Genomic DNA, 12,640 nt, shown 5'->3' with positions numbered 1-12,640 from the left:
TATTTGAGAGGAGCTGCCCCTAGTACGAGAGGACCGGGGTGGACGGACCACTGGTGTATCAGCTGTCGACCAACGGCATAGCTGAGTAGCCAAGTCTGGACGGGATAAACGCTGAAGGCATCTAAGCGTGAAGCCCCCCTCAAGATGAGATATCCCATTCCTTCAAGGAAATAAGATCCCTTATAGACGATAAGGTAGATAGGTTCAAGGTGTAAGTGCGGTAACGCATTCAGCTGATGAATACTAATAGATCGAAGGTTTATTCTAAAAGGAAGATGTGTAGCGAATTTTCGGACACTAAGTTTTACTGTGTGAAGTTTTGAGGTTGCTAGTCAACCAAATTAATATTCCTCAATAGCTCAGTTGGTAGAGCACTCGGCTGTTAACCGAGTTGTCGTAGGTTCGAGTCCTACTTGGGGAGCTGATGGCTCCGTGGTCAAGCGGTTAAGACATCGCCCTTTCACGGCGGTAACACGGGTTCAATTCCCGTCGGAGTCACTTGCCTTTGGCAAACAATAAGCCGATGTGGCTCAATTGGCAGAGCAGCTGATTTGTAATCAGCAGGTTATCGGTTCGAGTCCGATCATCGGCTTTTTTCTATTGAGTAGAAAGAGGCCAATTTTTTTTATAAGGGTCTTGCTTGTATACACAATATGGACCTTTAGCTCAGTTGGTTAGAGCAACCGGCTCATAACCGGTCGGTCCAGGGTTCGAGTCCCTGAGGGTCCACTTTCTATAAAATATAATATGGCCTCATGGCTCAGTTGGTTAGAGCGCCGCCCTGTCACGGCGGAGGTCGAGGGTTCAAGTCCCTCTGGGGTCGTTTCCAGTTCTATATTATTTGTGGGATCTTAGCTCAGCTGGGAGAGCATCTGCCTTACAAGCAGGGGGTCACAGGTTCGAGCCCTGTAGGTCCCATTCACAATCATTAATTTGATTGTAGATGCCGTAGTGGCGGAACTGGCAGACGCGCGGGACTTAAAATCCCGTGGTGGCGACATCGTACCGGTTCGATTCCGGTCTACGGCATTCACTCTTTTGAGTGTAACTGAATATTGTGTGTGTGTAGCTCAGCTGGATAGAGCACTTGGCTACGGACCAAGGTGTCGGGGGTTCGAATCCTCTCACGCACGCTAAATTAAAAGAAAAAGAGATAGGTTTTACCTATCTCTTTTTTCTTTTAACTCACCGGCAGGTCGAATTCGAACGGGTTCGAACTCTCGCCTGCCGGCTCGGTCGGCGCTAAACGACGTCCACTGGACGTCAGCGCCCTCTCACGCACGCTTTTTCATTTTTAAAAAAGATATAATCATCTAAGCTTGTTGGAATCTCGTTTGCCTCATTTAGTTGTTTAATCCATTCAAAGGTTACTCTTGCTTTTTGGTTTAATGGGAGTAGCTAAGCACAGCATTGTTTCTATAGGTACTTATGGACAAATTAAAAACTCAGAATCGTAGCGGTATTTAAGAGAAAGACTTATTTCAATGCTAGATGAATTGGAACCGGAAGTAGTACTTGTATATGGAGCAATGCTAAAATCAATTTTTGGGAGAATTGGAAAGTAGGACTAGATTTGTGAAATATCCTGATTGGACTACTAGAATGAAAAGTAAATAAGTTGGATGGATGATAAAGCGTAGGCAAAAATGATTGACTACGCTTTATTCAATTAATTAAAAGTTTCTTATATATGTCAAATAATTGATATTATTAAAAATCATTCGAATAAAAATAAGAATAATAGGCAAGAACATAACTACTTGTTTTTTGCTGGATATGGTTGTTTCATTAATAATTCCAGAGATGCAAAAAATAATTGCAAAAATCATAAAGTTAAAAACTCTATACCCTGAAGCAATTATTGTTGGAGAAAAACCCATAATAATAAAACTACAAGCACCTGCAAAAAATATGAGTAAATATATGAATCCAACTCGTATATCATCAAAAGCATATAACAAAGAAATTGAAGATAATAAAAAAGCAACAAGCAATACACATAGATAGATATTGTCAGCCACTGCACCATTATATAAAGAGTGGAAATCTTGTGTAAAAAAAGTTGGAAATAATTGATCCACAATACTCGATATCAAACAAAACAATAATGTAGCTGATGTTAGTAAAAACTTTTTAGGAGCATTGAAATTCTTTATCATAATTATAATAAGCATACATGCTATAAAGAATTTGGTATCTGTATTTGTAAAAGATGCAATTAAACCATGAAAAATTCCATTGGTAATTTTATCGAGAGTGTTCCAGCTTGAAAAGATTGGAAAGTTATTTTCTATTTCATATGTAGTTCTTATGCTGTTTCCTGGGCATGATACAGAAAATAGAATTCCAATAAAACTAATTATATTTACAAAGATGTAAGGCTTTCTTTTACTAGCCATGAGTTTAACATTTAATAGTAATGAAAGTGTAAAGAGTACAATAGCTGTGATTTCAAAATTGGAACATACAATTGCACCTAATATACACAAGCACCATTGCCATTTATTGACGGATTCATTTCTCATAACATTTATTAGAGGTAATGCAGTCATAAGAAGTCCTAGAACTGGTAATACATAATTTAATCCTGTTGCTATAAATCCTGTATCAGATAAATAAAATAATGGAAAAGATAAGATTAGTAAGTCTACGGATATAACTTGTTTAATAGATAAATTATTTTGTAAAAGACAATAATAATAACAAACTAAACAGAGGATTAGTGAAAAAAACAATCTAAAAGCTACTAATGGTAATACAGAAAATAGAGCTACGATTGCTTCAATTATTAAACGTGAAGACCATGTTGAGTAACGGTTGGCAAGAAAATCAAAAATTGAATCTTTGCTATAAACAAGTTTGTAGAATATAGCATCATCGTTATATCTGTTATTATAACCATATGAAAGTGAAAGAAAAAATACAAGGAATAAAATGACGTATGTCAGAAAGATGGGATTTCTAAAACGTGATTTTTTTATATTATTGTCATGCATAAAACACCTCTAGAGAAGAATCAACCATAAGAGGTGTTTTATTATATATATATATATATGTTTTGTCAATATTATATATGTCTAAATTTTAAAAACCAATTAACTTCTTTTCCAATGCATTCCAATCGTATTTTCTTTGAGAAAAGTTGTTGAAAGAATTCTTGATAGACTTCGAACTCTCGCCTGCCGGCTCGTTTAGCGCCCTCTCACGCATGGTATTTTGGAGTACAATCTTTATTAAAATCCTAGATAGCTAACATTGACAGTATATAAATGATGTGATAAAACTGTACTATAAGCTGTAGTACAGTCTAGAACATATGGGGAATTGAAGTATGAGAATAATTGGCTTTTTCTTGTGGTTAATACAGGGGATATTGTTATTGGCTTTGACCATGTTAGGCCTTATGGTGATTGACTATTATGTTAGTCCAGATTGGTTATACAATGACAATATTGTCTTTTTTATTTTAGGTCTAGTTTTTTTTATTCATTTTATATTTGGAATTAAAAGAAGTAATAAGAGATATAATAAGAAACAAGAGTATGAAGATACATATTATGATGAGTATCAGCCTGTAAAGACTTATCATGCTCACACTAAGAAACCAAATCATTTACGTCGTTCTTTCCTGGCTTGTTCACTGGTAGCTTTATTATTAATCGGGCTAGGTATTCATAACATTTCTAAACAAAAAAGTTTAGAAGGCGTACCGGAAAACGTTATCGAGTTTGGTGAAAATTATCCAGAAGCAGAGGAATACGTTAAGAATTTCAATAAATACGCATATGCTGATCTTGACATGGATGTGTCAGATGAAATGTCCAAGAAAGACATTCCTCTTTTTATCCAGTGGGATAAAAGATGGGGATATAAAAACTATGGCGCTAATTACGTAGGTGTAGCAGGTTGCGGTCCTACTTGTCTGGCTATGGTTGTGTGTGGATTAGAGCAAGATGCAGATATAAATCCATATGTTGTTGCCGAATATGCATCAGACAAGGGATACTATACATATGGTCAGGGAACATCCTGGGATATTATGACAGAAGGTGCGCGTCATTATGGACTGAGCGTTTCTAGTGGAAATGTTTCTTCGGAATATATTACAGACAATTTGTCCAGCGAAACGCCTATGATTTGCTCAATGTCACCAGGAGATTTTACAAAAACAGGGCATTTTATTGTATTAACTGGAATAGATTCAAACGGAAAAATCATTGTAAATGATCCAAACAGTCCTAAGAATAGTAACAAACACTGGGATGTAAATACATTGGTATCCCAGATGAAGAGTGTTTGGAAATATAATATATAGTTAAATTGGAGGGGAAGAGATGAAAAAATTACTTGTATGTTGTCTTTGTGGTTTATTATTAGTTGGATGTGGAAAGTCCAACGCAGATAATACATCAGAATTAGAAAGTTCAGAGGAGACTAATCAGGTACAAGAATCAGTTGAAAGTGAACCAGAAGAGTCAGAAGAAACAACTGAAGCAGAGTCTGAAATAGCTGAATATCCATTGGATCTTGATATATCTGGATGTGATACTTTTACACAGATTGTGGATACTGTACTTGAGCCAGGAATGGGCTATACAAACGAAACAATCGGTGATACAGACGCTTTGTTAGTATGCACATTTGCTTACGATAATATGGATGGCAATATGGCAGCTATCGATTCGGCGATATATGTTTATAATGATGGCGTGCCAGAGTGTATTGGAAATGTATCCTCTATAGGCACAGCTTATCCGCTTGCAGTAAAGGATGGCTATTTATATGTTGGAATCTATCATGGAACTGCAAAATATACTATTGAAGATAATGAGTTAATTGAGGTTGAATCTTCCTGGATAGAATACGATGATGAGGGGAACGAAGAATTCTATTACCATGAGGTAGCAGGGGAAGAGACAAAATCAGAAAGCTCTGATGCAGTAGATACTATTCAAAGTGAATATGATGAAGCTACAATACTTAACTTTGATGTAATTCAATAATGGGATAAAGAGAAGCGCTGGCAATGCCAGCGCTTTTTATATTGTAAAAGAAAAATGAAGTTATTATCTAGTAGTTATTATTTGCTCTGTTCCGCAAGCCATGACCACATATTTACGCCATCTTCTTCACATTCATTGTTGAAGAAGTACAACCATGACCAGTGGCCCATGTATTGGTATGCTTCACCGTCATCTCCGGTGAAACGGCCAGTTGTATCATGTACATCGTCAAATACTGAAGAATGAACATTAGCACCGATTGCTTCAAGTCGTTCGATTGTTGGAATTTCAAAATTTTCTGGAACAACAGTTGTGTCGTTTTTCGCATATATGAACCATACTGGTAAATCCTTAATTGATTCAATTTGAGCATCTGTGATTCCACTGTCAGCGTATGCTTCACAGATTGGGAAAGCAGCTGCGAAATAATCAGGATAATTCATAATCATATCCATTGTCATGTAGCCACCATTTGAGCATCCTCCAATATAAATACGATTTGTATCGATATTAGGATTAGATGCAACGTATTCATCTATAAGGCCTTTTAATGTTTCAAGGTAAACAGAGTCTGTACCAGGATTATCGGCCCAATCTCCATTTTCATTATAAGTAAGCCAGAAGGTATCTGTTTGAGGTGTAAGTACATAAGCTCCACCCATTACTTCTTGAAATTCATCGGAATATAAAGCTGTTACTTCGTTGCCTAATACAGCGATTTCGTTTTGTGTACCACCTTCTCCTGCACCATGAATCCAAATAACAAGTGGGTGTTTATTTCCGTCATCTTCTGGAGCAAAAGAACCATATGTCAGTGTATACTTGTCATCTGAATATGTTCCTGTTAAATCAACGTTTTCAAGTTGAGGATAAATCGAACCATCTAAAGATAAATCAATAGCTGAGTCAATTGTGACATCAGATATATCAGCTCCATCTGCACTCTTTAAAGTTTGACCATCATTTAATGTAACATCCAATTCATAAGGTGAGCACACAGTGTTTTGCCAAGTGAAAACATCGTAGCAGAATGGGTTACCCTCATCTGGACTATATGAAAGCTCAAGGGCAACATATTCAGATGAATCAGTTTTGTTTCCATTCTCATCACAGGTGTAGGCATCTAATACGGTCCTGTCTGCAGTTGCTGTAATGTGTTCTGAAGGATCACCTTCGAAGTTTTCATCCATAAGTGCGGCATAGTTAAATGATTCTTTTGTTTCAGATACAGAAAATGTATCAGCCGATACTGATGAAGAATCAATTGAATCATTAAAGTGGATTATTGTAGTAGTTACTGCAGGGCCCCAATCATCACCAACTACTACAGCTTTTTGTGTTCCAGTTAATGAAACTGGAGTGTTTGCATCGACTGTGGCATCACTGTTTGAAGATTTAGTTGTACCACAACCCACAAGACCGAAGACACACAATGATGCCATCAGTAGAGAAATAGTTTTTTTCCTCATTGTAAAAATCCTCCCATATATTGATTGATAACAGAGTGAATAATAGCACAAATAAACTCTGCAGATTTAGTTGACTGATAACTGGTTAAAATATAAGGATGATTGGTAAAACAAAAAACTGATGCAATTCAATGGTATGTGATATAATTTCTACAGACTAGTTTTTGGAGGTACAATCATGAAAGCATATTTTGCAGGTGGATGTTTTTGGTGTGTGACACCAATTTATAAAATATATGGAGTAGACCAGGTTACATGTGGTTACTCAGGTGGTGATGAAGTAAATCCTACATATGAGGATGTTAAGGCGCAAAAGACAGGACATAGGGAAACTATTGAATTGACATATGATCCAGCAAATGTGACCTATGACAAATTGCTTGATATTTATCTTGCAAACGTTGATCCATTTGACGGAGAAGGCCAGTTCATTGATAAAGGTTTTTCTTATACATTAGCTATCTATTACAATTCTGATGAAGAAAAAGCTATTGCTGAAAAGAAGATAAATGAGCTGGAGCAGGAGACAGGTAAGAAGGTTCAAATCTCCTTGGAAAAGTTTAAAAGCTTTTATGAGGCAGAGGAAGAACATCAGGATTATTATTTAAAAAATCCGGAAGCCTTTGAAAAGGAGCTAATAGAAAGCGGTCGAAAGGAGTCATAATTATGCAGGAGAAGCTAAAAAAGATAAAGGTGTTGTTTGGTGATGTAGATAACACACTTCTTTGCCTGAAAATGTACAACGAAGCTGGTAAAAGAATAGTTGGTTTTGAAGATGCTAACGACTGGCTTAAGTATAATATAAACAATAATGCTTACATCAAATGCCAGGCTCCTAGAGGAGTAAAGAATCTTATCGATGATTTACATTTTAATCATGGCGTTAAGATTTATGGCCTAACAGAATGTAGCAACTCTTTTGAATACAACTCAAAATATAACCGTCTGAGAGAGTGTTACCCAGGTGTTTTCGAGCATCATGGAGATTTGATTTCAACAGAAACACGTCATAAAAAAGTTCTCATAATGAAGATGATTGCAGAACGCGACGGCTACAATATGGACGAGATTATGTTTATAGATGATAGCTATACAGAAATTATGGAAGCTTTTGGAGCAGGAATCTTGGCCATGCATACCACAGAAGTTATGGAGCGATTCATGTAATAAAGGTATTCCAAAACGGAATATAAGCTATACATAAATGAATATCCAATACCCCTTAAATCTATTGAGATAAACAAAGTATGATTATAAAATTTACTTTGTATGTTTTAAAGAATAAGGGGTATTTTTTTGGTATATATAATTAAAAGGGTATTACAGTTAATACCGATTCTGTTTGCAATTACATTTCTTTCATTTGCAATGATGAGACTTGCAGGAAGTGATGTTGTTGAGCAGAAAATGTTGAACACAGGACAAGTCATTTCTGAATCACAGCTAGATATGGCAAGGGAACAATTAGGACTAAATTCTCCTTTTTTAGTTCAATATTTTAGATGGCTCGGCAATTTACTTCACGGTGACATGGGCGTTAGTTATGTCTCGGGCAAAGATGTATTTGAGACATTTGTTTCAAAGCTTCCAGCCACAATACTGCTTACAGTCACATCGATTGCACTTACAGTCATTATCTCCATTCCTCTAGGAGTTATATCAGCTGTATATCAAAACAAATTCATAGACTACGTTATTAGATTTTTTAGCTTTATTGGAAATAGTCTTCCTAACTTTTTCGTATCACTAGTGTTGATGTATTTCCTAGGAATCAAGTTAGGCTGGCTACCTATCATATCTAAAGATATAAATAGCACAAGCATAATTATGCCAACTTTGACTTTGGCTATAGCTATGTCTTCAAAATACTTACGTCAGGTTCGTACTACAGTTTTGGATGAGCTAAGCAAGGATTATATTGTTGGAGCCAAGGCAAGAGGTGTAAAGTTTTCAATCACACTCATGGGAAGTGTGCTTCGTGCAACACTGGTAACAATTATTACGCTGTTGGCATTATCTATTGGAAGCCTTTTGGGTGGAACAGCTATTGTTGAATCTATTTTTATGTGGGATGGCGTTGGTAAAATGGCAGTAGATGCCATTAATATGCGTGACTATCCAATTATTCAGGCATATGTAATGTGGATGGCGATTATCTATGTATTAGTTAATCTCATTACAGATTTATCATACAGATTCTTGGACCCAAGAATTAGATTGGGGGATAGAGAATCATGAAAAAGAAAATCAAATTAATCATAATGAGTTGCTTAGTAGTTCTGATTATTTTCATGGCTATTTTTGCAACATATATATGTCCATACGACCCTTATGAACAGGATTTAAGTATTGCATATCAGGCCCCTTGTTTACAGCATCTTATGGGAACAGATGCCTACGGCAGAGATATGTTTTCAAGAGTAATAATAGGTGGACAGGTAAGTATATTATCTACCCTTGCTTTAGTATTAATAATTGCAGTATTTGGCACAAACATAGGAATTATTTGCGGATACTTTGGTAATAAAGTTGATTTTGTTGTTATGAGAATATCAGATTTATGTCTTGCTTTTCCAGGATTAGTATTTGCCCTTGCAGTAGCAGCAATACTAGGTGGAGGTATCGTAAATGCGGTAATAGCACTTGCGGTTATAAGTTGGCCAAAGTATTCTCGAGTGGCTAGAGGACTTACACTATCCATAAAAGATAGCACATATATCGAGGCTGCAAAACTGGCAGGAGACAATTCTTTACAAATAATATGTCGCCATGTGGTTCCAAATATCATAGGTCCAATTATAGTAACAGCCACATTAGATATTGGAACTATGATGATGGAGATTGCAGGTTTATCCTTCCTGGGACTTGGCGCACAGCCACCTGTAGCAGAGTGGGGAAGTATGATGTCTAATGGAAGAAGCATGCTACAGACCTATCCATGGGTTGTATTGTCACCAGGAATTGCAATTTTTGTTTCGGTAGTAATTTTTAATCTTTTTGGAGATACATTACGTGATGCAGTAGATCCTAAAAACGCATCACGAACATTGGAGTAATTAAGTTAAATAGAAATTTCTTAATAAAGAAGTTTTTAATATATATATTTAAGGAGTATTTATAATGAAAAAGTTAGTAGCAATGATGCTTGCTTTGACTCTCACAGCAGCTACATTTGTAGGCTGTGGAACAAAAGCAGAGAATCAGACAGCTGATTCTAATGTAGAATCAGGAAAGAAGACTTTTGTCTTTGGAGACACAACATTTAATGCGGAAAATGAAGAAGCAAATATTGATCCACATGATACATATTGTGGATGGGCAGCAATCCGTTATGGTGTGGGAGAGACACTATTCAAGTTCAATGACAATATGGAACTTGAGCCATGGATTGCTGAAAGTTATGAAAACATTGATGAATTAACATGGAAGATTACACTCAAGGACGGAGTAACATTCTCTAACGGAAATCCTTGTGATGCAGAGGCAGTAAAGGCTTGCATCGAGGATTTGGTTGCAGTTCATGAACGTGCAGCAGGAGATTTAGCAATTGATTCAATTGAGGCAGATGGTCTTGAGCTTACAATTAAAACTACAACACCAAAGCCAACATTAATCAATTATCTTTGTGATCCTTATGGTTGTATCATAGATGTTACAGCTGGAAATGCAGATGGAATTGTTGTTGGTACAGGTCCATTTGTTGCAACAGAGTTGGTTACAGATGATCATATTAATCTAGTAAAGAATGAGAATTACTGGGGTGGAAATGTAAATATTGATGAAGTAACTGTTCTTACTATCTCTGATGGAGATACACTTGCAATGGCACTTCAGAATGGTGATATTGACGCTGCTTATGGTATGGCATATGCAAGTTATCCATTATTTGAAAATGATGATTATGTATTTACAAGCACAGCTACAAGCCGAGCTTTCTATCTTCAGATGAACTATAATTCAGATATCATAAAGGATGATGCAGTACGAGAGGCAATTGCTCTTGGCATCGATAAAGAAGGATTCGTAAATACGTTATTAAATGGATATGGATATGTGGGCTCAGGTGCATTCCCAGAATCATTCCCATTTGGTAAGGGCGTAAATGCCAAGGAGTATGATCCTGAAAAGGCAAAAGAAGTTCTTGAAGCAGCAGGTTGGGTTGATACTGATGGTGATGGAATCAGAGAAAAAGATGGAAAGACATTAACAATCAATTGGGTATCATATCCTAGCCGTCAGGAGCTCCCTCTTTTAGCTGAGAGCGCCCAGGCTAATCTAAAGGATATCGGAATTGATGTACAGTTAAATGTAACAGCAGACCACGGCACAATCGTTTCAGAGCCTACAGGATGGGACGTATATGCAGCAGCTTTTGTTACTGCCGGCATTGGTGACCCAATGTATTTCTTTAGTACACATTGTTTATCAGATTCAACAAAGAATCGTGGAGCATATTCTAATGCACAGTTGGAAGAGCTTGCACAGGAGATGAACAACACATTTGATGTTGATGCAAGAAATGATTTGGCTGTTCAGATGCAGCAGATTATTTTGGACGATGATGCATTTGTATTCTGCTCATTCCTTCGCATGAGCATGATTAGCAAAGCCAATGTTACAGGCTTGACAGCTCATTCTAGCGATTATTATGAGCTTACAGCAGAATTAGATATTAATTAATTTGAGGAGAGCTTACACTATGAATGAAACTTTTTTTGATTACAATTCCGTAAGTATAGAATTTGATGGAAAAGTGGCAGTTAATAGCGTAAGCTTTTCTATTAATAAGGGCGAAGTGCTTGCTTTAGTAGGTGAGTCTGGTAGTGGTAAATCTACAATAATTAAGTCGATAATTGGAATACTAAATTCAGATGGAAAAATAACTGAAGGTGAAGTGGTATTCGAAGGTGAAAATCTCTTTTCTAAAAAGGAAAAAGAGTATCGAAATTTACGCGGTAAAAAAATAGGAATGATTTTCCAGGACTCATTAGGTTCCTTTTGCCCAATAAGGACAATCGGAGACCAGATAACAGAAGCGGTGAGGGCTCATGAAAAAATAAGCAAACCAGAAGTGAAAGCAAAAGCATTGGAGCTATTTCATAAGCTGAATTTTAGTGAACCGGAAAAGCTATGGAAAAGCTATCCATTTGAGCTGTCTGGTGGAATGAATCAACGTGTAGGAATAGCTATGGCGATGTTACTTGATCCACCATTACTTTTGGCGGATGAGCCAACCAGTGCTCTGGATCCCAAAGCTACAGATATGGTTTTAGAGGAACTCAATAATATGCGTGATAATCTTGGTACTTCTATCATCATTGTGACTCATGATATGTCAATTGTGCCAAGAATAGCAGACAAAATATTAGTTTTAAAAGATGGAACAGTAATGGAATATGGCAAGGCAACAGAGGTCTTAAATAATCCTAAAAGCGATTACACAAAGCTTTTATGTGACGCAGTGCCAGTTTCAGGGAGAAAAGGATGGAACCTTTCATTAAGGTAGAAAATATATGTAAGACATTTTCTAGGAATGATAAACAGAATACAGAAGTCCTAAAGGGTATTTCTTTTCAGGTGAATAAAGGTGAATGTCTCGGAATAGTTGGAGAGTCCGGAAGTGGAAAAAGCACATTGGCCCGAATTATGCTTGGGCTGATTCCTGCTACAGATGGAAAGATAATCATCAATGGAGAAGAGCAAAAGGGCATTAGACTTGGAAGCCAGATGGTATTTCAGAATCCAAATGAATCTTTTAATCCTCGTAAAACAATTGGATATGGTGTCGGTGAAGGTTTAAAGAATAAGGGGGTGCCACAGGACGAAATTGACGAAAAGATAGATTATCTTTTCGACATGTGTGGTCTACAAAGGGAGTTGAAAAATAAATATCCACACCAAATAAGTGGAGGTCAGTGCCAGCGAGCGGCCATAGCCAGAGCGTTAGCTATGAATCCGGATATACTTATATGTGATGAAGCGACAAGTGCGCTGGATGTGACAGTACAAAAACAAGTAATTGAATTGTTGCAGGAGCTTAGAAGAAAACAAAATCTGACTATTATATTTATCAGTCATAACATGGCACTTGTAGAAATGTTTTGTGATCGAGCTATTTTGATTGAAAATGGCACAACAAAAAGAACTTTTGGTCCAACATAGCCCAAA

11 protein-coding genes, 8 tRNA genes and 1 rRNA gene are annotated in these 12,640 nt (G+C 36.7%); 18 read left to right on the top strand and 2 right to left on the bottom strand.

What is annotated here, in order from left to right:
• The 9 genes from BM102_RS13160 to BM102_RS13120 all read left to right on the top strand — a co-directional run.
• A 23S ribosomal RNA gene (locus BM102_RS13160) occupies positions 1-267 on the top strand; the annotation flags it as partial.
• Between the two features lie 81 nt (positions 268-348).
• Positions 349-421: transfer RNA gene (locus BM102_RS13155), tRNA-Asn, on the top strand.
• 5 nt (positions 422-426) lie between these two features.
• Positions 427-498 (top strand) — tRNA-Glu (locus BM102_RS13150).
• 21 nt (positions 499-519) lie between these two features.
• Positions 520-592, top strand: a tRNA-Thr gene (locus BM102_RS13145).
• 63 nt (positions 593-655) lie between these two features.
• Positions 656-729 (top strand) — tRNA-Ile (locus tag BM102_RS13140).
• Between the two features lie 20 nt (positions 730-749).
• Positions 750-823, top strand: a tRNA-Asp gene (locus tag BM102_RS13135).
• A gap of 22 nt (positions 824-845) precedes the next feature.
• Positions 846-918, top strand: a tRNA-Val gene (locus tag BM102_RS13130).
• 27 nt (positions 919-945) lie between these two features.
• Positions 946-1,029: transfer RNA gene (locus BM102_RS13125), tRNA-Leu, on the top strand.
• A gap of 30 nt (positions 1,030-1,059) precedes the next feature.
• A tRNA-Arg gene (locus tag BM102_RS13120) sits at positions 1,060-1,133 on the top strand.
• A 540-nt stretch (positions 1,134-1,673) separates the two neighbouring features.
• On the opposite strand, the gene BM102_RS13110 is transcribed toward BM102_RS13120, so the two are convergent.
• Positions 1,674-2,996 (bottom strand): DUF6056 family protein, encoded by a 1,323-nt coding sequence (locus BM102_RS13110; protein WP_090482635.1) that lies wholly within the window; start codon positions 2,994-2,996, stop codon positions 1,674-1,676.
• 335 nt (positions 2,997-3,331) lie between these two features.
• On the opposite strand from BM102_RS13110, the gene BM102_RS13105 reads away from it, so the two are divergent.
• Complete coding sequence (locus BM102_RS13105; RefSeq protein ID WP_090482632.1) at positions 3,332-4,315, top strand: C39 family peptidase; 984 nt, start codon at positions 3,332-3,334, stop codon at positions 4,313-4,315.
• Between the two features lie 19 nt (positions 4,316-4,334).
• Positions 4,335-5,003, top strand: a complete 669-nt coding sequence (locus BM102_RS13100; RefSeq protein WP_090482630.1) for a hypothetical protein — start codon at positions 4,335-4,337, stop codon at positions 5,001-5,003.
• A gap of 77 nt (positions 5,004-5,080) precedes the next feature.
• Here BM102_RS13100 and BM102_RS13095 read toward each other — a convergent pair whose 3' ends face one another.
• Entirely contained in the window at positions 5,081-6,472 is a 1,392-nt protein-coding gene (locus BM102_RS13095) for a prolyl oligopeptidase family serine peptidase (RefSeq protein ID WP_090482626.1), read from the bottom strand.
• Positions 6,473-6,650: 178 nt separating this feature from the next.
• On the opposite strand from BM102_RS13095, the gene msrA reads away from it, so the two are divergent.
• From msrA to BM102_RS13060, 7 genes are all read left to right on the top strand, one after another.
• Positions 6,651-7,136 carry a peptide-methionine (S)-S-oxide reductase MsrA gene (gene msrA, locus BM102_RS13090; protein ID WP_090482623.1) on the top strand — a complete coding sequence of 162 codons (486 nt, stop codon included), beginning with the start codon at positions 6,651-6,653 and terminating at the stop codon, positions 7,134-7,136.
• A 2-nt stretch (positions 7,137-7,138) separates the two neighbouring features.
• The gene (locus BM102_RS13085) at positions 7,139-7,639 is read left to right on the top strand and encodes a hypothetical protein (protein WP_044936895.1); all 501 of its coding nucleotides are present in this window, start codon (positions 7,139-7,141) and stop codon (positions 7,637-7,639) included.
• 129 nt (positions 7,640-7,768) lie between these two features.
• Positions 7,769-8,710, top strand: coding sequence for a nickel ABC transporter permease (gene nikB / locus BM102_RS13080; RefSeq protein WP_242942943.1), 942 nt, complete (start codon positions 7,769-7,771; stop codon positions 8,708-8,710).
• The gene (gene nikC, locus BM102_RS13075; protein WP_090482620.1) at positions 8,707-9,528 is read left to right on the top strand and encodes a nickel transporter permease; all 822 of its coding nucleotides are present in this window, start codon (positions 8,707-8,709) and stop codon (positions 9,526-9,528) included. The genes nikB and nikC overlap by 4 nt, the downstream gene beginning before the upstream one ends.
• A gap of 64 nt (positions 9,529-9,592) precedes the next feature.
• Positions 9,593-11,152 carry an ABC transporter substrate-binding protein gene (locus BM102_RS13070; RefSeq protein WP_090482617.1) on the top strand — a complete coding sequence of 520 codons (1,560 nt, stop codon included), beginning with the start codon at positions 9,593-9,595 and terminating at the stop codon, positions 11,150-11,152.
• Positions 11,153-11,171: 19 nt separating this feature from the next.
• Positions 11,172-11,978: an ABC transporter ATP-binding protein gene (locus tag BM102_RS13065; protein ID WP_090482614.1), complete on the top strand. Its 807-nt coding sequence runs from the start codon at positions 11,172-11,174 to the stop codon at positions 11,976-11,978.
• The gene (locus tag BM102_RS13060) at positions 11,957-12,634 is read left to right on the top strand and encodes an ABC transporter ATP-binding protein (protein ID WP_090482611.1); all 678 of its coding nucleotides are present in this window, start codon (positions 11,957-11,959) and stop codon (positions 12,632-12,634) included. Before BM102_RS13065 ends, BM102_RS13060 begins: the two co-directional genes overlap by 22 nt.
• The last annotated feature ends 6 nt before the right edge of the window (positions 12,635-12,640 follow it).

It is taken from the genome of Pseudobutyrivibrio sp. JW11 (assembly GCF_900115355.1).
GTDB classification, from domain to species: Bacteria; Bacillota; Clostridia; order Lachnospirales; family Lachnospiraceae; genus Pseudobutyrivibrio; species Pseudobutyrivibrio ruminis.
The sequence above is the reverse complement of the archived record's forward strand: the minus strand, read 5'-3'. Positions and strand labels throughout refer to the sequence as shown.

Bases quoted from the DNA above. Each gene is read 5' to 3' on its own strand.
- BM102_RS13070 (WP_090482617.1), top strand. From the start codon at position 9,593: ATGAAAAAGTTAGTAGCAATGATGCTTGCTTTGACTCTCACAGCAGCT.
- BM102_RS13065 (WP_090482614.1), top strand. From the start codon at position 11,172: ATGAATGAAACTTTTTTTGATTACAATTCCGTAAGTATAGAATTTGAT.
- BM102_RS13110 (WP_090482635.1), bottom strand. From the start codon at position 2,996: ATGCATGACAATAATATAAAAAAATCACGTTTTAGAAATCCCATCTTT.
- nikC (WP_090482620.1), top strand. From the start codon at position 8,707: ATGAAAAAGAAAATCAAATTAATCATAATGAGTTGCTTAGTAGTTCTG.
- BM102_RS13105 (WP_090482632.1), top strand. From the start codon at position 3,332: ATGAGAATAATTGGCTTTTTCTTGTGGTTAATACAGGGGATATTGTTA.
- BM102_RS13060 (WP_090482611.1), top strand. From the start codon at position 11,957: ATGGAACCTTTCATTAAGGTAGAAAATATATGTAAGACATTTTCTAGG.
- BM102_RS13085 (WP_044936895.1), top strand. From the start codon at position 7,139: ATGCAGGAGAAGCTAAAAAAGATAAAGGTGTTGTTTGGTGATGTAGAT.
- msrA (WP_090482623.1), top strand. From the start codon at position 6,651: ATGAAAGCATATTTTGCAGGTGGATGTTTTTGGTGTGTGACACCAATT.
- BM102_RS13095 (WP_090482626.1), bottom strand. From the start codon at position 6,472: ATGAGGAAAAAAACTATTTCTCTACTGATGGCATCATTGTGTGTCTTC.
- BM102_RS13100 (WP_090482630.1), top strand. From the start codon at position 4,335: ATGAAAAAATTACTTGTATGTTGTCTTTGTGGTTTATTATTAGTTGGA.